The following is a 21,611-nucleotide window of genomic DNA, read 5'->3' as shown; positions in this document are numbered from 1 at the left end:
TTAAAGAACTATCATATAAAAAATCCTGCAACTTTAATATTTGCAGGATTTCCTCTGTTTTATTCAACATTTTATATTCTTTTCTAGGATTATTTCTTTTAATTATTCTATAATATAAGCACTCACAATTTCACCGTAATAAGCGATGTGATAATCTTTATTTGCACCATGGAAAGAACTATCAACATCTTGTGGGTAAAACTTTTCTCTGTTTTCTTTGGTTAAAGCATTCGCATCTTGCTTTTGTTTGTATACCACCTTACATTCAAGCGTTAATGGTAACTCCTTGATTGCAGGTACGGATATAGCATTGGCAGGCTCTAAGGTTACATTTAATTCTTGTATTTTATCGGTCGTGTGCCCTGATTTTGTTCCGCACACTCCTAGTATTTTTTTATCAAATGAACCATATGGTATATTAATCGTAAATTCGCCGTTTTGATCTAATTGACTGCGTGTAAATCGATTTTCTCTAACAAATACTGTAAAAATAGGCTTCGACCATTCGATTCCAAGCGTTCCCCAAGAAACGGTCATAGAATTCACTTTTTCTTTTGTTTTTGTTGTGAGTAGTACACCTGAACTTACAGCTTGCATGATCTCTTTTGCATACTCAAATACATCTATTTCTCTTTTCATTCTTCAATCCTCCTTTTTATTACTTATCATATACTATTACCATTTATTTCAAAAGTACGTACTTTTTAGTTCAATACTTTCCAAAAAGAAAGCATCAATTATTCTACGGAATATAATAAGATAAAATATCTTTTTTTCCTATCAATACATGTTCTTTGTCTACTGCGATTGGGCGTTTCACAAGCATTCCATCCGTTGCCAAAAGTCGAATTTGTTCCTCTTCACTCATATTGATTAGTTTATCCTTTAATTGCATGGATTTGTATTGTTGCCCAGAGGTATTAAAAAATCTCTTGAGCGGTAATTTACTTTGTTCCCACCATTTTTTTATTTCCTCGTAAGTCGGATTTTCTTCTTTCACGTTCCTTTCCTGATACTCAATTTTATTTTCATCCAATGTCCTTTTGGTCGCTTGACAAGTGGAGCATTTTGGATAACATAACAAAAACATTTTATTCCTCCTATCTTGTTTCTATGCAAAAATCAAATTATTTAGTTCTCTCTTGCAATCGATTCCTATTCATAACAATATAATGTTAATTAAGTTCCTTTAATAAGATTTCCTTCAGTTGTCTTAGTTCCTCTTGTGTTGGTTTATTCTGATCATCATACATCATCTTCGACGGTACCCACCATACTGGTCCTACTCCATTCCTTCCATATTCTCCTATATCCCCCTTCACTCTTGGGAATAAGTGCCAATGAAGATGCGTATCTTTATTTCCCAACAACTCATAATTCATTTTTTCTGCATGAAATGCTTTTGCTACAGCTTTCGCTACCAAGGCCATTTCTTCTAGATATTTCATCATGAAATCTTTTTCTAAATCATATAATTCTATCTCATGCTGCTTACACAAAAATAACGTATATCCTCGAAACATTTGGTAGTCACCAATTACAACATACCCTGTCTCTAGTTCCTTTACAAAATATGGGTTCTGATTGTCCTTAATAAGTTTTATTCTGTCACATACGATACACATTCTTTTCCCCTCGTTCTTTCTTTTTACTATTTTTGTTTTCTCAATTTATGTATCAATACTTGTTTACAGCCATTGAATAAAAGCTGTTTTGTCATTTTGATTGAATCCTGCTGTTTCATAAAAACGTAACGTAGACTCGTCTTTGGCTCCAGTGAGTAACATAATTTTATAGCAATTTTTTGTTATCGCAACTTCTTTTGCATACTCTAAGCATGCTGTGGCAAGCCCTTTCTTTCTATAGTTTATATCTGTAACTACATTTTCAATGAGTGCGTAAGGTCGTTGCTGGTGCGTTAGGTTTGGTATTATGACCAAAACACAGGTTGAGACTATTTTTTCATCTTCGATTGCAACAACAATATGATAATTCTTATCCTCTATCATCTGCTTCCAAAGTTTATTCAAATTCTTTGATGGCTTTGGTTTCTCATTGTCATGCAACTGCATATACAATTCTAACAAACCATCTAAGTCTCGTTCTTGCATTTCTCGAATCATTTTTAATCTCCCCCCAAAAAAAATTTAAGTTTATTTTTTCCTTATTATATCATGTTGAAGCAAATAGTACTGCTAACTAAATAGGACAGCTTTCGATTTTAAGCTGTCCTGACATTCTATTTTCTTTTAATCGGAATCAATAAATCTAGCTGAGTAAACTCACTCATGTCACCATGATACAACGAATACGCATTGATATGTTCCTCCATACATCCTCCCATACCATGAGGCTCACGCCATTCCATTTCATATTCCTTAGAAGCTTTTATTTGCTCTGAAAATGACATCCACTCATGAAAATCTCCCATCTTAATACAATGAGCTGCGTAGAGACCTCCTGGGAATTCTTTCTTAATCAGAGGTGACTCCACAATTAGATCCTGTGGGATGGTTACATAAAATTCATATCCATATTGTTCCATATCCTTTGTTGGTGATGGATTATTAAATCCATATATGCGAAAATCTGGTTTCAAAACTGTTAAATTACTTTCTTTGATAAATGTTGCCAATGCTTTTTCTGCATTTTCCTCTGGATTTTCCCCCATATAATGACTGCATGCTACCGTCGCTGGCGGAAGGTATAGAATTCTAATGTCCCCTTTACTTTCTAACTTTTCGTTTGCGTTATTTAGTACATTCATTTTGTACTCCTCCTTTAAATTTGATTTAGGAAGAAGGAGTGCATTGGTAACTTCTAACAAGTCTTGATTCTTAATTAGCTCTAAATAAATTTCATTCTCCACGCTTTTACGTAGGCTAACCGTTAACACATTAAGAATATCACGAATCATTGTGCATGCCTCAATCTCATCGTTTAATTCTACTATCTTCTCCTGTAGAATTCGCAACGTGTCCTGCTGCTTTTTATCGTCAAGAATGACTCCAATCTGCTTTAAGGGAATATGCAACTTTCGAAATATAATGATATACTGCAATCGTCTAATTGCTGTCTCATCATAGATTCTATATGCATAATCGTCTTTACTGATACTTTTGATTAGACCAATTTTTTCGTAATATCTTAACATACGCGTCGATATCTGAAATGCCTTTGATACTTCTGAAATTGTCATGGATTCCATTCACTCATCTCCTTCCAACACGATTGTAAAGGACGACACTGTGTTCAAGTCAATAGCTTTGTTGTAAAAGATTTACGTCAATGCTTTAAGTTACATTTCCAATAATGATTCATAGGTAACATCAATAAGCTGCTTTACTTTATCACTACAATCTTCTGATAACCGATGTAGTGCCATGACATAAATAGCCTTTTGTAACTCCAAAGGATCAAACATTTTTAATTTCTTCACAAGTGTCAAATATTTTTTAGAAGCTCTATTTGCATGTTGATACAAAATCACATAGGTTCTTGCAAAATCAAAAATGGGATTTCCTAACTTTGCATTAATCCAGTCTATAATAACATATTCGTTTTCTGCATACATAAGGTTTAAGTAATGATAATCTAGATGACAAAGAACTTCTTTCTCCTCTATTTCCATTACACATTGGATGGCTAACTCCTTATTAGCCTGTCCCACATCAATTTGATTGATTTTTTCTAGTAAATAGGGTTTAAGCCTTGGCAATTCCACTCCCACGTTTTCATGAATCATTAATTGAATCGACAATAAATCTTCCAGACCATTTTTATATTTTTCTTTCATAACTCGGTCTGCAATTGTGATACCATTGATGTAATCCATCTTGATGCTTTGGGGTATATCGGATGTATAATATTTGACGGTTGGCAGTTTTAGTTGATTTATGACATTTTGAATTTTTATTTCATATGTAATCCAGTCCTTGGGATAATCATTGTCAAAACACTTATATGCAAAACCATTCCAATAATAAACCTTAGCCATCTTCCCCTGACCAACTAGTACTCTTTCTTGTTCAAAAGCTTGTTTCATAATACCCTCTTTTCATAATTATGTATCTTCCTTTTTATTCCATTATACTATTTCACTGTTGCTTTTAAAATATATATTTATTGCAATCTATCAATCAAAAAAGATGCTACTTTATCACCTTGGTGATTTTGTAACATCCTTCTTGTAAAATGCTTAGCCAATGTATTTATTCTTTTTCTATTCCTTATGATTCTAAGGCATTCAAATGGCTAAAATAGTATTGGTACGCTCTACCTATGAAATTTGAGGCTCCTTTCCCATACAGTCGATCATTTGCTTCGACTAAACTTGGTTCACTTAAAAAACCTTCGATAACCAACCCCCAGTAATTTTCACCTATATTCATTCCTTGCATAATGTCTTCCCCCATTTTCACTAGTTCATGAACGATGTTTTGTATGTTTGGTGATTCCACTGAAACAGTAAGATCTTCTACCAATTTCTCTGTCAATTCTTTGCTTTTTTCTAGGTATGCAACACCTTTTTCTTTGGCATGCTCAATTTGTTCTACCGTTTCAGAGAAATGTGCTAGATTGTCTTTCATGGCCTCTGTATATTTTCCAATACTTCCATATTGCTTAATTGCCATTTTAGCAATAGCGGATTCTTTATCCTTAATAATACTAACAAATTCTTCAAAGGCATCTACGCTTCCCCAATTTTTAATCACTTCTTCTTCATTCATATTTTTAAAGTTTTCTAATGCTTCAATATAATCACTCATATCAAATTCTTTAAAGCTCATACAATTTTCTCCTTTTTCCAACTTTTCTAACAGATGAATCAATCCATTGATATGATCGCATTTTGCCTTTAACAATTCTTTTTGTTTCTTAAACGCATTGATTTTATCAAAATTAGGATCTTCCATTATTTTTTTAATGTCACATAACTTAAAATCCAACTCTTTAAAAAACAAAATTTGTTGTAGTACTTTTAGTGCCTCATCATCATATAATCGATAGCCTGATTCACTGGTTTTTGTAGGTTTAAATACACCAATTTCATCGTAATATTGCAGGGTTCGAACACTTATCCCAGTTAACTGTGCTACCTGCTTTACTGTTTTCATGACAATTTACCCCCTTTGTTGAAAGAAAGTTTGTAATGTTGCCGGCTCATTTATAAACTTATCTTTCTTTCATCATACACTATCACGGGGCGTGATGGTCAATAAAAAGTTTTAAAAATTAATAGAGAATCAAATTGTATTTTATTGCTGCTTTTTAAATATATATTTATCACAGTTAGTTTTTTCACAGAAGAGGAGCCGCGCACTAATTCCTTAGTGCGACAGCCCCTTAAGTATATTTTATTAAATTTAGTACAGTAAGGCTATCTGTATTAAAGGTTATTTCTTATATCCACACTTAGGACATGTGCCACTTTCGCCTATCTCAACACCGCATAATGGGCAACGTTCCTTTGTTCCCTGTGTCTCAAATTCTTGTGTCGCTGCATTTACACCACTAGTAAATGTAAGCTTGGCAATGTTAAGTTTGTCCTTTAGAAGACTATAAACAATCTTAATCATGCCTTCAACTGTCATTGTCTCTTTTGTAACGACTAGTCGACAATCTGGATAGGCAGTTGCAAGTTCTGTCTTAAAAGCTTCACCTTTCATTTTATTTTGAGGCGCTCCATCCTTAATCCCCTGCTTTTCATAAACCTCTAAGATAGCTGGAAGTAAAGGATCATCCTCTCTCAAAACTAGAGCATGGTCAAAGTTCTGCAAAATACTCCAAGCTACTTTCTGGATTTCATTGCAAGGATAAACCATATTTACCCCTGGGTTCACCGTGTCTTCAACCTCAATTGTCAAAATACCTGTATGGCCATGTAAATACTGTGCCTCTCCCTGAAACCCATAGAATCTGTGTGCATACTGAAGATCAAATGTAGCAATACTTCTCATATTGTTTTCCTCCTTAACATTATATATTGCGTTAATCCTCTCCATGTTCCAACTTCACCATCATTTTAACACAAAATTCTACAATTCTCAATCAAATTATACTTATAATGCATAATAATCAGTAATCATGTGCTTGTTTTGACTATTATTATACATTAGTCGCTTTCCTTTCGGTATTAAGCTTTCTTTTTGAATCAATTCTGGCAAGAATATAGTCTAAAGCCAATTGCAAATTTCCAACTTGACAGTGATGAAATGCTTTTTCTTCGAAGAACTTGTAGCCTTCATTTCACTCCTCCATTTCCCTTTTCAATCTAGTGATAAATTCACTCATTTCAATGCTTCCCATATCTCCTATATCTCTTTTTCTGACTGACAATACCCTATTTTCTATTTCTTTTTGTCCAACAACAATCATATATGGAACTTGATCTAATTGTGCTTCACGGATCTTATAGCCTATTTTCTCGGTTCTAGAATCCATTTCACAACGAATTCCCAATTCTTCTAGTACATTTATTACCTCTTTGCCATATGAAATAAAGCGGTCGGAAATCGGTAAAATTTTCACTTGAACTGGAGCTAGCCACAGAGGAAACTTTCCTACGTAATGCTCTATTAAAATTCCAATAAATCTTTCTATCGATCCAAAAACTGTTCTATGAATCATAATAGGTCTATGACTTTCACCATCAGCGCCTATATACTCTGCTTTGAACCTAAATGGTAATTGAAAATCCAATTGAATGGTTCCGCACTGCCATGTTCTTCCCATTGAATCCTCTAAATGAAAATCAATTTTTGGACCATAGAATGCTCCATCACCCTCATTTATTACATACTTTTTCTCTGTTACTTCCAATGCTGTTTTTAGACTCTCCGTTGCTAATTCCCAATCTTCATCACTGCCAATACTATTTTCTGGTCTAGTAGATAATTCCATAGAATATTTAAATCCAAATTTTGTATACACCTCATCAATCAAACTAATTACCCCCACTGTTTCTTCAGTGACTTGCTCCTGTGTCATAAAAATATGTGCGTCATCCTGCGTAAAACATCGTACTCTCATTAATCCATGTAGCGTACCTGATTTTTCATTTCGATGAACTAAACCTAGTTCCCCTACTCTTAATGGTAACTCACGGTATGAATGTGGCTTTTGCTTATATACAAGCATCCCCCCTGGGCAGTTCATGGGCTTAATAGCATAATCCATATCATCAATAACTGTAGTATACATGTTTTCGCGATAGTGGTCCCAATGTCCGGATGTTTGCCACAAATCTCGATTGAGTATAATCGGAGTAGATATTTCATGATATCCTTCACGTTCGTGAATCCCTCGCCAATAATTTATCAATAAGTTCTTTAGTATCATTCCCTTTGGAAGAAAAAACGGGAATCCAGGACCTTCCTCAAATAGTGTAAATAGACCCAAATCCTTCCCCAGTCTTCTATGATCTCTTCTTTTTATTTCTTCCTGCAACTCAAGATATTCTTCTAGTAGATTACTTTTAGGAAATGCGACACCATAGATTCTTGTGAGCATTTTGTTTTGTTCATTCCCCCTCCAATAAGCACCTGCTATTGTCGTTAATTTAAATGACTTTATCAGGTTTGTATTAGTAATATGAGGTCCTGCACACAAATCAACATATTCACCTTGCTCATAGAAACTGATTTTTTCTCCAATTGGTAAATCATTTATTAATATGATTTTATACGGTTCATTTTTCTCTGACATCAGTGATATTGCTTCATCCCTGCACAATTCAAATCTTCGCAATACCAAGTTCTCCTTTACCACTTTCTTCATTTCATCTTCTATTTTTTTCAGATGTTCATTCGAAAAAATAAAGTCAAATTCAAAATCATAATAAAATCCATCTCTAATTGCTGGTCCAATTGCACATTTTGCTGTAGGATAAATACGCTTAACCGCCTGTGCTAGAACATGTGAAGCTGTGTGCCAAAATGCCTCTTTCCCCAACGTATCTTCAAATTTAAACTCTTTTACCGTTCCATCTTTCATACTAACTTTCACTCTTATGTTCTCCTTTCAAAATATGCCTTTACGACATTTAATAAATTTCAACATAAGAAAAGCACCCAAAAATCAATGGCATATTACCATTAATTTAAGGGTGCATAAATTCTAATGCACGGTTCCACCTTAACTTTTCACTTCAGATTCTAACAAATCCTATACTTTAACGCAGTCATACGGTAACACTTACTTAATTCAGCATTACAGCTCTGGAATGGTTTTCATTTATTTTCCCTCATGAAAAACTTTCACCAAATGTTTTTCTCTCTGCATGGTTCCAATAAATTACTTTTTCCGTCTTTGCTTTTCTTATGTTATTACAGTTGATTATATCAAATTGAAATGATTTGTCAAATAAAATGTATAGCAAAATATGGGCTTTTTTGCTCAATAATTTGTTCTTAATACTTACTAATTTTATATATTTTACTATTTCTAAGTTCATAAGAATTTTTTTCTATTTCTCGGCTTGTAGTACCATAAGGCACTAACATTTAAGCGGATATTTCTTATATTAAAAAAGTCAGTTCATAGCACTTTCCAATTCTTTAATACAGTCATCTAGTTTTTTTCTCAGCTCCGACATCCACTCTGGCTCGTCATCAAACGTCTCTGCCACACATCGAATCAATCTTGCATAGCTAAAAAGATTGGTAAATCTGCGTATGAGTGGACGAGAATTTTGGCTTTCCTCTGAATAATCATACTCGCTTTTATAACCGTCAATGAACGCTTCCTCTGCACATTTAAGAATTGTGCCATCAAGTTCGTCCCTAAGTGAGAAAAGAACTTGTTCTACATCAAGTGCAAACCAGTGATACATGCCATCATCAAAATCAATTACCGAACATGACTTTGTTTTCTCATCATAAAATACATTATCCATTTCAAAATCATAATGAACGAGACCATAATTATCTGCTTGTTGCAAAAGATTTGCAAGCTGTCTTTTTACCTCTTTCAATTCATGTAAAACGTAAGAGGGAGCATTGTATTCTATTATTACTTCCTCGATCCATTCCAAAACTTCGTTGTGTGTCCATTTTTTAGTACTTGGTTTATAATTTGTTGACAAGGCATGCAATTTCCCCAAAGCCTTTCCATAGGCATACATAATCTCGTGTGACATATCTGTAGTGTTAATCTGATTTCCTGCTACTCTATAAAAAGCACACGCGTAATATTTTCCCCACTTTGTATCTATTATAATTACATTTTCTCCACAACGAGTTCGTATTGGCCTTAAAACAGGATAACTGTGTTGTCCAAGGTATTCAATAAACTCCATTTCACCTAGAATATTTTTCTTTAACTTTTCATCCGTTGGGGAAAGGCGAAGAAAACAGATTTGCCCATTATAGCGAAATGGATATATTGCATTCGATGAAATACGATAATAGGATAACATTTCGTCTAAGGTATCCGCATCATGGTTCCAATTTTTTAAGGCTTCCTTTGCTAATTCAAAGTTTTCAAACAAATATTTTAATTTTAGCATGATGTTTTTCCTTCCCCTCTTTTACTGTTCTTTGATACTACTGCTTTATTCTTCCCCCATTTATTCTCTTCTTTTAATTGGCAATATAACTTCCAGCGCTCTTCTGAAATATCCATATTTTCAATCGCCTTTTTTACAGCGCAACCAGGTTCTGTTACATGTGTACAATTTCTGAATTTACATTTCTTGATAACTTGTGTTATATCTGAAAATGTATCATCTATTCCTTCGCTTGCATCCCATAAACCCAATTCGCGAATTCCTGGCGTGTCAATGATTGAAGCACCTGAAGGAAGCGTGATTAACTGTCTGTGTGTTGTCGTATGACGGCCCTTTGCATCATTTTCACGTATCTCACTGACTTTCATTTTATCTTCTCCTACAATTGCGTTGACAAGAGTAGATTTCCCCACTCCCGATGAACCTAGAAGTACAATTGTAATACCATATTTCAAATACGGCTCAAGTTGATCCATGCCCATTCCCGTTATTGCACTAATCGCACAGACTTCAAGACTTTCTGTTATGCTTTTGACTTGGTTAATATAACATTGTACATCATCACACAAATCTGCTTTTGTTAAAACAACTACTGGCTTTGCTCCACTTTTTAATGTTATACTTACGTATCTTGTGATTCGGTTTAGATTAAAGTTCTTATTTAGTGAATCGACGATAAAAACATAGTCAAAATTTGCTGCTAGTACTTGCTCCTTGATTGATTTTACGTATTTTGCTTCATGACCTGAAAAATCTGTTCTAGAAAACTCACTTTTTCTGTCCAAAACTCTTTCTATCATAGAAGCGCCACTTTCATTGAGACTTATTAATACCTTATCACCTACAACTGGGAATACTCTATTTTCCTTATAGAACACTCCTCTTAATTTTGCTTGAATCTCTTGCTGTTCACATAATAATACAAATGACTCTCTTTGAACTCCACTTACAATCGCTTTTATAAGTGATTTATTTTCTTTCATTTTCAAAATTTTCCTCCAATTTTGGGTACAAAAAAACTTGCCCATTGGCAAGCCTGTTTATACAGTATTTACAAAGGGTTTCCTAGTATACAAAAGCATTTCCTTTTGCATACTTCATTATTAAATTATTGATTCATCACCATTTTTACTTTTCTCATAATTTAATCAACTCCTTTCGTAAATAAAGCAAATTGAAGTTTTCTCTACTTATTCAGTATAACTATAAGAGTCTATGTTTGTCAAGTGATTATAGTTTTAATTCTATCCAGGCAAGAATATAATCTAAAGCCAATTGCACATTTCCAACTTGACAATGATGCGATGCATTTTCTTCTTTTGTAAAGATTCGTCCACTAACTGATTTCGCGTTTGATAAAGCCTTCTTTTGCTTTTCATAAAAAACAGTATAGATATCCTCCTCACCCGCAAGAATCAACACATCTTGCCAAATCAATGGTGAAAGTGCAATGGTGTTGTATTGCATAATACATTTGTAATAATCATAAAGTGTTGTAATATTGCCAAAAACATGACGGCCTTGTTGAAACAACCAAAGTGAAAACTGATTTGCTTTCATTAACTCCTCTATGCTTTTCCACTTCGGACTATCTGGAACTTCCATCAAATTGTTAATCAGATTCTTAAATTCCTCTGGGACTTTATCTAAAACAGCTCCATAGAAATCATAAATTAAATCATATAACACAACCCTTTTAATGCGTTTCTCATAAGCAGCTGCTCTCGCTGCCAGATAGCCTCCTAAAGAAATACCAATTAAAGTTACTTCTTCTAACTGAAAATAATCCAATATTGTTTTCGTACAGATTTCCCATTCTGGTTTCATTTTCATCTCGCATCTATTTAAAACCTCACCTTGACCAAACCCTTCAAACATGTAAACATTATATCCATTGGAATATATGTATTGCATAAGTGGAATGAATTCCTGAATAAAGGAATCATATCCTCCATGTATAACGATATTATCTTTGCTCTCATTGGCATGGCACATATATAGAACTGGAAAATAACCTGCTTCAAAAGGAACATGGCAATAAGCCAGCCCTGCATTTTGATACGCAGCTTGGTATTCGTTCATACATTGCTCATAAATCTTAGACTTTCGCAATTGCTTATCAACATCACCTTCCTCATCCAACATGAAAAACATGGCTGCGCGCAGGCAGGTAGCCGAGGCGACCAAATCCCCATTATTATGAAATGACTGAGCTCTACTAAGAAATGCCTTGGACCAGCTTTCAAAATCTGTTAACTCCTTGCCTATTTCTTCCACTACGTCATAATCCAAACAACCAAATGAATAAAATCTGTTCAGTTGAAAATTAAAAGCTGTATCCTTATGAAAATTGTGAAACCCTACTTGAAAATTCATTATATTACCTCCCACTTATCATTACCACAAAACGTCTATGTATGCATTTTAGTAATGATGATTGTAATCGACTATTTGCTCTAGGAATTCATACGAAAACACATCTATTTTTTGTTAGCCTCATTTTGCACCTCTCGCATATTTGTATCTAACACTTTTGAAAGAAGTGCGTTAATATGCCTGATTTTTTCTTGCATAGAGTCTACTTCTCTGTCGTGTATAATAGCACTCATGCCAAAAAGTATAAATTGACTTAGTAAATGAATGCTTGGTACTGGTGCAGCTATACTTTTCTTTTCTATCCCATCAAGAATTAATTGCTCAAACAAAGGAACTATTTTTAGCAATGTTCTTGCATGCAGTATTGTCATAATTTCTGGATTTCCTTTATCAGTACACATCTGGCTGTATTCAGAAATGGAATCTGGTAAATAAATAAATATTTGATTCATCTTTTCTTCGAAACTCAAATCGACAGTGTTAACAATTTCAGTGAATCTCACAATGTATTTCTCGTTATAATTTTCTAAAGCCGCTTCGTATATCTCGTTCTTGGATTTGAAGTAGTGATAAAACATACCAATCTCCCCACCTGCTTCTTTTAAAATGGAACGGATGGATGTTTTTTCATATCCGTTTTCTAAAAATTGTTTCAACGCGATTTCTATTAGTTCCTGCTTTCTTACATCGGGTGCCTTTACTATTCGTGCCATAATGTCCTCCTTTTATTATAACAAAACAATGTTCTGTAATTATTATAGTTACAGAACATTGTTTTGTCAACAGGGATATCATATTTGTCTCTTAACATCTACTGTATTGGTGCTATATCATTCTCCTCTTCGTATGCATCCTCTATCTTTACCGAATTCTCCAGCTTCTCCTGAATGAACTTTACACGAATGACTGCCTGTTTCCAATTAATAGACACCTGACTGTGCTTACCTTTTTCCTTGGCCACCTCAGCTATGATATATAATAATTCCTCTGTGACAGCTTTTGTAAGATAACCACCTCTCCAATGAAAGGTTAGAATCTTTCCTTTTTTGACTGCTTGCTGGCAGCGCTTTGCTACATCTTCTTTTTTTGTAAAAGAAAGCTTCTTTTCTTTGTAGTAAAAATGATCACTCTCGTTGCATGCAGGAACTTTGTATATTACAGGCTCATGGTCTTTGAAAATATTTTTATCATCCAAATTAAAATAATCGTATCTTACTTCTTTTTTTCCTAATGTATTATCAAAAGTAGCATCCAAATGATACCATGAGCCGTTGATTTTAATCACATTCCAAGCATGGCGATATTTGATATTCTTATCTGGGTTATTATCAGAAATAGCGACAATACAGGGAATAGACAACTGGTCGCAAAGAACCTTCACAGACTTTGCAATCCCTTCGCATACACCGACTCCCTGCCCTAATGGGCCTATAATTTCATGTGAATATTGTTTCTTTAGCTTATCATAAGTCACATTTTCGCAGATAAAGTCATGAATATATAACTCTTTTTCCCAATCACTTTTATCCTTTATCACGCGAGTAAGCTTCTCTACCCTAGCTTTCATCGCCAACTGATGGTCTTTGATTTTATTCTTTTCAAACAAATATACTGGCTTTATCTTTACCAACGTGGAATTATCATAGAAAGAATAACGAAATGTCGAAGCATAAAATATCTCTGGACAATCCAATCTTAACTTGTAAAAAATGTCACTTAGCTCTGTCCCATCAATTCTTGGAACGTCGAAACTTTGCGTGAGTGATTCAAGACCGCTTTTGATGACATGATAAATTCTTTGCTGTTGTTTGTTCATTTGACTATAATAATATGGTTCCATTTTCCGCTTCTCCAAACTAGTATTATCTATCTGACCGTCTAATAATAGGTCAGATACAATTATGATTTTAGCATAATTCAAATGGAAAATATATAAAAAACCTCCCAAGACATATGTCTTGAGAGGCACTAAATTGCAATACGTTGTCTTGATTATTATCTCTTTGAAAAGAGAATGTGGGGCTGAAAGTGCCTTAAAGACTTGGTTTTTATGTGGTCGTGTTACTTGTGGGTGTATTACTCAGGACTTCTGATGGCTCTCTATATCCTATGTCTGCTTTAATAAATATTTAACAATGCTCGCATACTTTTTCAAAAGAATAAAATAAGAATTTCCATGTTCTCTAAAGTATTGGATAACTAATATAACAAAATATGAAATAAGCTGAATTGGCAAACTAATAATATATAGCAACGCTAACAAAATTATCGATATTAAAATTAGTTTAATAACCATTATGACGACATCTGTATTGTCATTGAATTCCACCATGCCAGAAATTGTATTCTGGATATAATTCGTATCAATGTGTAAATCTTGTATTTTAAATCCCGTAACTGTAAATGCAAAACCAAAAATAGTTATTAAAAATGTCATTGGTAAAAAAGATAGTTTTAAAAAATCCAGATTATTCTTTAATATTTTTTTATAATATTCTGAATCACTTCCACATTTTCTACCCATTCCAATAAAATAACAAGCAAGATAAATAAAAGAGGATATTACATACTGGATACTTATTCCATACTTATATGGTACTAATCCACATAGAATAGAAATGGCTGAATAAGAAAAACAATATGTACATAAAGGAGTTTCATATCTAAGATAAATTTCCTTTGGTTGTAACATGCTAAACACTTTACTAACAATTTTAATATTCTTGGCTCTAGGTATTTTTCTTAAAACCAACGTTCCGAATTTCATCCCGAGGTTCCCAACAATAGAATCGTATAAATACCCAGTAAAATATATAATTGATATCAACAAAATAATCAGTAGTCCTACTGCAAATGCTAATAGAATCCCCGATCCAATTAACAGTAAAATTAATTTACCTAATCCAACAAATGCTTCTGTCATATGTCCCCCATGTATACTTCTATTACATCTAATAAACTTCCTTTGCATCTTTCGGAAGCTGTCTCACATGTTCTAAGAAACTTCGTGCATTTTTACCCTCTAGTTCATTATATTGGTATTCTAATTTATCACCTACATAAAGTGCCACCTGCTCAAACAAATCACACATAGTCATTACAGCTTCCCATGCTTCCGATATTCTGCCTGTAAAATAGGTAGATAAATAGATTTCCCACTCTTGTTTATTAATCCATCGGTGCATATACTTTCCCGATTTTCCAATGCTGACCGAAAAGTTCGTAAGTGTTCCAACTTTCCAAGATAACATTTTTTCCAATTGCTTTCGCACATGATAATTCACCATATCCTGCACATAGAGCATCTCTTCTCTCCACAATCCCTTTGCAACATTATTCAAGCACCACCAAAACTCATTACAAACGCATAAATATTGCTCTTTGGTCGGTTTTTTTACCCAATAATCTTTATCCGTAGACTCATACACATCCGGAAGAATTGCATTTTTATCGAGAAGAATTTTACAAAGTTTATCATCTCCTATATGTTCCCTCACATGCTTTACGGTCTCAACATGCAAGTCAAGTCGATTCCCATCTGCAAACTGAATCAGCCATCCATAAAAATTCTCTTTATCACTTGGATAATCTGGTGACTCATCTGGATATTGCATATATAATATCTCACCAAATTGCTGAATCCACTCTTTATCTTTGATAAACTCAGCTGTTTCACTGACCACAAAAACGATATCATAGTCTTGAAAGATATCTTTAGGAACATTTTCATTTGTTCTGGATCCATTCATATATACTGCCAAAATCCGTTTGTCTTTCTCTGCAGTTTCTAAAATCAATTGATACATTTCCTGTTCTGACCTCAATATTACACCTCCACAACAGCATCCATCGCTAGTTGTAATGCTACTGCAAAAGTATCATTACCCCAATTTCTGATGTCATGCTCATTAATATTTGCCAAAGAATCTGCAGTAAAAAGTAACTGTCCAAAAGTTACACCTCTTTTACGTGCGCATGCTGCTAAAGATGCACATTCCATTTCTACAACTGAATACCCTTCTTCTTTTCGATACAAAACCATTTCTTTGGTTTCTCGGTAAAATCCATCCGTTGTCCATGTTTTACATTTTGCATAATAAAATCCTGCTCTATTCAACACCGTTTCAATTGCCTGAATAGGCTTTTCATCAAGCTCAATCTCTCTAGAAGGTGGCAAATAGTGATAGGATGTTCCTTCATGTCGAAGCGCTACAGTTGGAACAAAAAATTCCCCCTCTGCCCCTTCTACTAATGCGCCGCAACACCCCGTGGCAATAATTTGTTTCACCCCACCTGCTATCAATTGATCCATAATCTGAACTGAACTTGCACCTCCAAGCGGTGCTTGTACAAATACAATTTCCATTCCACTATGTACTGTTTTGTATACATAAAAGATTTTTGTAACTGATTCAAATTTGCCTACAACTTCGCACTCGTGAGTTTTTACAAAGTCTTCTATTTCTGATTCCATGAAAAGCATAACTGCTTTTTCACAAAATTTATAATCCCAATGATGCCCTGGCATGATAACCGCTTGGCTATCTGTATCATATTCGAGTATTGGTATTTCATTCTTTATCAGCGCCATCTAATCTCTCCCTTCATTTTATCCATTGAAAACAAGTCAGATTTCTTATTGATTCATTCTCATTTCAACAATGAGTTTACCCACATTACTCCCAAGGCTACTTTCCAATTCCTCAATATCTTCGCAAAATTTCTTTTCATTTTCAATTGCATTATCAATATTGTTTACAAGAGTTTCCGCATCATAACGAGTCTTTTTATAGTTCGGAATCATTTTTCTTAATTCATCCTCTGCATAATTACGTTTAGCCGTTACTTTTGGATTAATCAACATTTTGCTTTCATCAATTGTAAGCACCTCATCAAAATGTAGCATAAGCCAAAATTCAAAGCATGGATTTGTAACATAAAAACCGAAATTCTTTTCTTCACATTTATTCATGACATATGCATATTGATTATTTCCAGGTGCAGAGATAAAGCTTTTTCTATCTCTATCAACAATCAAGCATATTTTATCAATATCTTCTGCATAAGTAATCCCACCATTTTTTATCACTTCAGATATATCAGAAATTATATTTTCTGTCTTCAGTTCATCATTAAGTAAAGATATGATCTTTATACATTCTTTTTCTACATCTTCAACGGTTTCATTCAATAACTTACATAATTTATTTCTACATATAAATATCAATAAATCCCATATTGTTTTAAATGACTTATCAGTACCAAAGACTTTTTCCTCATTAAAATAATCCATAATTCTATTCAGCATTGTCTCATATGAAATCAATCCTGTTTTGCTTTCTTCAATGTCTTTAATTATTCGATCCAGTATTTTTTTAGGATTACTCCATCCTTCCTCACTATGACTTCGAACTATAGGAATTAGTTCAATTAATGGATTAATTCCTATTTTTATCCTTGCATTATTTACTGCATTGAAATATATCTGCTCCGTATCCGAACCTTCGTAAATCAAGAAATATTTTTTAACGGTTCTATCCGATTCTGATATTTTTGTTCGTTCTGCAAATGTCCTGCTTTCTCTCATGCACTAGTCCTCCTTAATTGGAAATACTGTGCTGAAAACTGGCACTCCACCATAACGACCTTCTAAGTATGCTTTATCAATCTTTTTATCAAATCTCTCATTGTACTCTTCTAAGGAATATATATCTGATTCTCCCGATTTCTTTTTGTTAACAAACCATATTTCGTCACGTCTTAGCAAATCAAAATCCATTAATCTTGATTCGTGAGTAGTAACTATAAGTTGAATATTACTCTTTGCTGCTTTTTGTAGAAATGTTTCAATAAATTTATACGTTAAACTTGGATGTAAACATCGATCTAATTCATCCACAACATATGTTTTATTTTCTCCCGATAGCAAAATTTCTAATAAATCTAATACTCTTACTGTTCCATCAGATTCCTCTGCAAGATTAAATAAAACATTTCTTTCTCCATGAGAAAATTGTATTGTTTTACAAGTTACTTCCTCACTCTTATCAACATTCAGAATAAAGAAATCTTTATCGCTTCTCATAATGATACCTATTCCTTTTAGGTTATCATTACTTTTCATTTCTATTGTTCTTTTTTCCAAATTAGACAATAGATCATTTCGTATTTGTTTTGGTAATTGACTTGCTATTTTTTCAATTGGTACATCTACCATTTCAAAATTAGTTATTCCAGTACCAAAGGCAGAAATAATTCTACATATCTCTTCTACATTTTCTGTATTTGCCATGTAAGAATAATCAGATATAGGCCTATCTGGATAATTAATATCTAACCCGTCTTTTATCCAAGAATAGATTTCTTTTAATATGGATGCTCTTTTATATTCTTGATAAAGATTTCTTTTATTTTGATTCATAATAGACAAAAGCAATACAGAGCTATCATCTTTGATATCCTCTGCATAAACTCTCATTTTATTTACTAACCCTTTTGTATTTAGAGGACCTCCCAGCTCAAAAGTTCCGTTCTTTATGTCACGACTAAATAATAATTTTTCTTTATTATCTGGTGTAAGTTCTAATAACCACTCAGAAAGAAACTTACTTTCATTCAATACCACTTCAAATCCATAAGAATAATAGCTATTCCCTAACTTAATTTCAAACTCGAAATAACTATCTTTAAACTTGTTTTCTGGATCTACTTTGCAATATTTATCTGTATGTCCTTCTGGTAGACCGTTAATAACCGTCTTTTTCATAAAGTCCATTGCTTTAACCAAGTTTGATTTTCCTGCTGCATTAGCTCCATATACTGCTGCAAACTTCAATAATTTTATATTGTCATCATCGTAAATATGTTCTTTTTTACTCCGTACTTTTCCTGCTAACATTGAAAACTCTTCGGATTTTCCATTATCTCTAGTTGAAAATGATAGAAAATTTTTAACATTAAATCTAATAAGCATTTTAAGCACCTCCTAATTCTATATAATTTATTATATGTGATTTCTTCACTTTTATCAATCACTATTTTTATTATTTTTAGTATTTATATGTATTTTTGACGCTATTTTCGTTTTCAATCATTTTTACTTAGAAATGGCCAAAAAAAATTGCCACACATATCTCAAGCGACATATTCAGAAATAACCATACATAAAAAGGCAGATCATGAAAAACCTTTGTACATTTTATTTTGCTTCTCGAAATATGGCTGCACTTTTTACAGCCATTGGCTTCAATTAGTACAGCCAATAAAGTATTTTGGCTATAGAAAGTGTAGCCAACAGCTCTAATCCTCGAATATTTCATTCCATCAACAATTCTTCTGACTACAACTGATACAGCCATTTTACCGATTTGGCTATAAAAAGTACTGCCAACTCGTGGCATTGGCTACAGAAAGTGTAGCCATATGAAATATTTTAGGGGTTTCAGGGGATTTTAACCCCTGACAAGATGCAATAGGACGGCGACGTCTCTATTGCGTATCTTGCCGTGGACTGGCTCAACTTTTTACAACAATTCTTTGATCCACACTAGAAGAATTATAGGGTGATATTCATCACCCTGCTGCTGTGTTCGGCTCGTATCTGAAGTATCCAGTTTCTTCCCAAACCTTTTTGTCTGGACAAAAGTAACTGTATTCAGATGAGTCTTTCATCTTGATTGCATATCCAAATTTTAAGATTCCTCTTTGTAATCCAACTCGGATATACTGAGCTTCTTTTCCAGTGGCTCTTGCAATCTCACTGATTGGAACATTCCTACCAGTAAATGGTGGTAGTTCTACTTCATATTTTACTTCTCCCATTCAATTCCTCCTTCCCTTTCTGAGACCTCTATCAAATTCCATTTTTAGATTTATATTTTCGCTATCTCTAGCTTTTAATTTCTTATTGACGTATCACATTCTATGAATTATTATAAACATATGTTCGATGTAATTTTAGAACCAATATTTCCACTTAGGAGGTGTTATATAATGGATATAGATAATATTGGAACTATTTTAAAGGATAGAATTAAAGAAATGGGAATGACACAGGAGGAATTCGCTTTAAAAACAGGAATTGGACTTTCAAGCTTGAAAAAGTACATGTCTGGTAAGGTCTTTTATTCCATTGATACGTTGGAACTAATGGCAGAAGCCCTCGATTGCTCCTACGACTTTCTTCTTGGTAAAAGTAAAACTCCCAAACCAGAATTGCATGAAGCAAAGGAAATAACACGACTACACGATAATGCAATCGCTATTCTGCAACGCTATGCAAATCAATATGATACCAACGCTAATTCTAAAAAATATTTGGATACCTTAAGTACCCTAATAGAAATGAATTTCTTAATGGAGCGTATTCAAAATTATTTGTTCATTGATTCGAATGAGAAATTGATATATGAGAACGATGAGCCATTGCCACTACCAGGCATTCATATTGGCACTTCCTACTTATCTGTTCCAGATATTGAAGATGCTTATTTACTAGGAATCGTTCGAGCATTAGCAGATGCAAAACAACAGATAAAAAAAAGGGAAATCACTTACTTCCGAGACTACACGTTATCTTGATGAATAGAGTTTCTAACTCTTTCATAATAAATATTTTTCAGAAAGGAATGAATGGTATGAGATTACCAAATGGCTATGGAGGTGTTGTAAAACTCTCTGGAAAGCGACGAAAGCCATATGCAGCAAGGGTAACTGCTGGATGGCATTTAAATGAAAAAACAGGAAAGGTGGTGCAAGAATATCAGATTCTAGGATATGGAACAACAAAGACAGAAGCATTACAAATATTAGCAAAGTATAATGATAACCCAATTGATTTATCCGTAATGAAGTTGACCTTTGCAGATATTTACGAAAGATGGTCGGAAGAAAAATATCCAACTGTTTCTGCATCTAACGTTAATGGATATAAAGCTGCTTTTGCTTTATGTGATGCTATTGCTGAGAAACCATTTAAAGATGTGAAATTAGACGATTTACAAAGAGTCGTTGATACCTGCGGCAAGAATTATCCAACACTTCGCAAATTAAAGGTATTATTTAATCAGATTTATGAATATGCATTAAAGCATGAGTTGACGGTAAAAGACTATTCAGAATTTGTAGATATTTTAAAGTATAAAGACAGAAATCCGAACAAATATGACAGAGATCGCTTTACTCCTGATGAAGTTCAAAGGGTCTGGACGATGAAGGATGACAAGTATTATCAGATTGTGCTTATGTTACTTTATAACGGGGTACGTATTTCAGAATTATTGGATTTAAAGAAAGAAAATGTCCATCTTGAAGAACAGTATTTCGACGTTATTGACAGTAAAACAGAAAATGGAATCCGTAAAGTTCCTATTGCCGACAAGGTATTACCATTTTATAAGAACTGGTACAACGATTATACCGATTCCAAATACTTGCTTCATACGGATGATGGTAAGAAGTTCTCTTATCGCAATTACTATGACAGTTACTTCAAGCCCTTAATGACTAACTTGGGAATTGAAAAGACTCCACATTGTTGCAGGCACACCTGCATCTCTATGTTAGCAGATGCTCGCATTGACCAGACTACCATTAAAAAGATCGTTGGTCATTCAGGAGCCATGACGCTGACAGAAAAAGTATATACCCATATGGATGTGAACGAATTGATCAAAGCAATTAACATGATTTAAGAAGCCTTTGTCACTTATGCGTTACTTATTTTTCC

22 protein-coding genes and 1 other annotated feature are annotated in these 21,611 nt (G+C 33.7%); of the genes, 2 read left to right on the top strand and 20 right to left on the bottom strand.

All coding sequences use genetic code 11. The features are described from left to right. Window positions 1-102: 102 nt before the first annotated feature. From F7O84_RS18625 to F7O84_RS18530, 20 genes are all read right to left on the bottom strand, one after another. A complete protein-coding gene (locus F7O84_RS18625) occupies window positions 103-639 on the bottom strand; it encodes a flavin reductase family protein (protein WP_151148587.1) in 537 nt (178 codons plus the stop codon). 103 nt (window positions 640-742) lie between these two features. After that, window positions 743-1,090 carry a Spx/MgsR family RNA polymerase-binding regulatory protein gene (locus F7O84_RS18620; RefSeq protein WP_151148586.1) on the bottom strand — a complete coding sequence of 116 codons (348 nt, stop codon included), beginning with the start codon at window positions 1,088-1,090 and terminating at the stop codon, window positions 743-745. An 85-nt stretch (window positions 1,091-1,175) separates the two neighbouring features. Beyond that, complete coding sequence (locus tag F7O84_RS18615) at window positions 1,176-1,625, bottom strand: HIT family protein (protein WP_151148585.1); 450 nt, start codon at window positions 1,623-1,625, stop codon at window positions 1,176-1,178. A gap of 63 nt (window positions 1,626-1,688) precedes the next feature. Continuing rightward, window positions 1,689-2,123: a GNAT family N-acetyltransferase gene (locus F7O84_RS18610; RefSeq protein ID WP_151148584.1), complete on the bottom strand. Its 435-nt coding sequence runs from the start codon at window positions 2,121-2,123 to the stop codon at window positions 1,689-1,691. Between the two features lie 116 nt (window positions 2,124-2,239). Further along, window positions 2,240-3,208 carry an effector binding domain-containing protein gene (locus tag F7O84_RS18605; protein WP_151148583.1) on the bottom strand — a complete coding sequence of 323 codons (969 nt, stop codon included), beginning with the start codon at window positions 3,206-3,208 and terminating at the stop codon, window positions 2,240-2,242. A 90-nt stretch (window positions 3,209-3,298) separates the two neighbouring features. Further along, complete coding sequence (locus F7O84_RS18600) at window positions 3,299-4,045, bottom strand: phosphotransferase (RefSeq protein ID WP_151148582.1); 747 nt, start codon at window positions 4,043-4,045, stop codon at window positions 3,299-3,301. Window positions 4,046-4,229: 184 nt separating this feature from the next. Beyond that, on the bottom strand, window positions 4,230-5,117 hold the full coding sequence (locus tag F7O84_RS18595) for a MerR family transcriptional regulator (protein WP_151148581.1): 888 nt from the start codon (window positions 5,115-5,117) through the stop codon (window positions 4,230-4,232). Between the two features lie 279 nt (window positions 5,118-5,396). Continuing rightward, the gene (locus F7O84_RS18590) at window positions 5,397-5,960 is read right to left on the bottom strand and encodes a 6-pyruvoyl trahydropterin synthase family protein (RefSeq protein ID WP_151148580.1); all 564 of its coding nucleotides are present in this window, start codon (window positions 5,958-5,960) and stop codon (window positions 5,397-5,399) included. A 289-nt stretch (window positions 5,961-6,249) separates the two neighbouring features. Continuing rightward, window positions 6,250-8,007, bottom strand: a complete 1,758-nt coding sequence (gene thrS, locus F7O84_RS18585; RefSeq protein WP_151148579.1) for a threonine--tRNA ligase — start codon at window positions 8,005-8,007, stop codon at window positions 6,250-6,252. Between the two features lie 93 nt (window positions 8,008-8,100). After that, window positions 8,101-8,320: a binding site (T-box leader), on the bottom strand. Between the two features lie 213 nt (window positions 8,321-8,533). Continuing rightward, on the bottom strand, window positions 8,534-9,508 hold the full coding sequence (locus F7O84_RS18580) for a phosphotransferase enzyme family protein (RefSeq protein WP_151148578.1): 975 nt from the start codon (window positions 9,506-9,508) through the stop codon (window positions 8,534-8,536). Beyond that, window positions 9,502-10,491, bottom strand: coding sequence for a ribosome small subunit-dependent GTPase A (gene rsgA / locus F7O84_RS18575; protein WP_243140952.1), 990 nt, complete (start codon window positions 10,489-10,491; stop codon window positions 9,502-9,504). The genes F7O84_RS18580 and rsgA overlap by 7 nt, the downstream gene beginning before the upstream one ends. Window positions 10,492-10,738: 247 nt before the next feature. After that, a complete protein-coding gene (locus F7O84_RS18570) occupies window positions 10,739-11,884 on the bottom strand; it encodes an alpha/beta fold hydrolase (protein WP_151148576.1) in 1,146 nt (381 codons plus the stop codon). A gap of 104 nt (window positions 11,885-11,988) precedes the next feature. Beyond that, window positions 11,989-12,597 carry a TetR/AcrR family transcriptional regulator gene (locus F7O84_RS18565; RefSeq protein WP_151148575.1) on the bottom strand — a complete coding sequence of 203 codons (609 nt, stop codon included), beginning with the start codon at window positions 12,595-12,597 and terminating at the stop codon, window positions 11,989-11,991. Window positions 12,598-12,695: 98 nt separating this feature from the next. After that, the gene (locus F7O84_RS18560; protein ID WP_151148652.1) at window positions 12,696-13,724 is read right to left on the bottom strand and encodes a transglutaminase domain-containing protein; all 1,029 of its coding nucleotides are present in this window, start codon (window positions 13,722-13,724) and stop codon (window positions 12,696-12,698) included. Window positions 13,725-13,991: 267 nt separating this feature from the next. Next, entirely contained in the window at window positions 13,992-14,807 is an 816-nt protein-coding gene (locus F7O84_RS18555) for a hypothetical protein (RefSeq protein WP_151148574.1), read from the bottom strand. A 28-nt stretch (window positions 14,808-14,835) separates the two neighbouring features. Continuing rightward, window positions 14,836-15,708, bottom strand: a complete 873-nt coding sequence (locus F7O84_RS18550; RefSeq protein WP_151148573.1) for an aminoglycoside 6-adenylyltransferase — start codon at window positions 15,706-15,708, stop codon at window positions 14,836-14,838. A 2-nt stretch (window positions 15,709-15,710) separates the two neighbouring features. After that, window positions 15,711-16,475: a nucleoside phosphorylase gene (locus tag F7O84_RS18545; protein ID WP_151148572.1), complete on the bottom strand. Its 765-nt coding sequence runs from the start codon at window positions 16,473-16,475 to the stop codon at window positions 15,711-15,713. Between the two features lie 45 nt (window positions 16,476-16,520). Then, the gene (locus F7O84_RS18540; RefSeq protein ID WP_151148571.1) at window positions 16,521-17,471 is read right to left on the bottom strand and encodes an RloB family protein; all 951 of its coding nucleotides are present in this window, start codon (window positions 17,469-17,471) and stop codon (window positions 16,521-16,523) included. 3 nt (window positions 17,472-17,474) lie between these two features. Then, window positions 17,475-18,857: an AAA family ATPase gene (locus F7O84_RS18535; RefSeq protein ID WP_151148570.1), complete on the bottom strand. Its 1,383-nt coding sequence runs from the start codon at window positions 18,855-18,857 to the stop codon at window positions 17,475-17,477. A gap of 599 nt (window positions 18,858-19,456) precedes the next feature. After that, window positions 19,457-19,705 (bottom strand): hypothetical protein, encoded by a 249-nt coding sequence (locus tag F7O84_RS18530; RefSeq protein WP_151148569.1) that lies wholly within the window; start codon window positions 19,703-19,705, stop codon window positions 19,457-19,459. A 171-nt stretch (window positions 19,706-19,876) separates the two neighbouring features. Here F7O84_RS18530 and F7O84_RS18525 point away from each other — a divergent pair, with 171 nt between their 5' ends. Continuing rightward, on the top strand, window positions 19,877-20,464 hold the full coding sequence (locus F7O84_RS18525) for a helix-turn-helix domain-containing protein (RefSeq protein ID WP_192451830.1): 588 nt from the start codon (window positions 19,877-19,879) through the stop codon (window positions 20,462-20,464). Window positions 20,465-20,520: 56 nt separating this feature from the next. Beyond that, a complete protein-coding gene (locus F7O84_RS18520; RefSeq protein ID WP_151148567.1) occupies window positions 20,521-21,576 on the top strand; it encodes a tyrosine-type recombinase/integrase in 1,056 nt (351 codons plus the stop codon). The last annotated feature ends 35 nt before the right edge of the window (window positions 21,577-21,611 follow it).

Source organism: Candidatus Galacturonatibacter soehngenii (genome assembly GCF_008830185.1).
Taxonomy (GTDB): Bacteria; Bacillota; Clostridia; order Lachnospirales; family Lachnospiraceae; genus Lachnotalea; species Lachnotalea soehngenii.
Note: the sequence above shows the minus strand (reverse complement) of the source record. Positions and strands in the feature narration are given on the sequence as shown.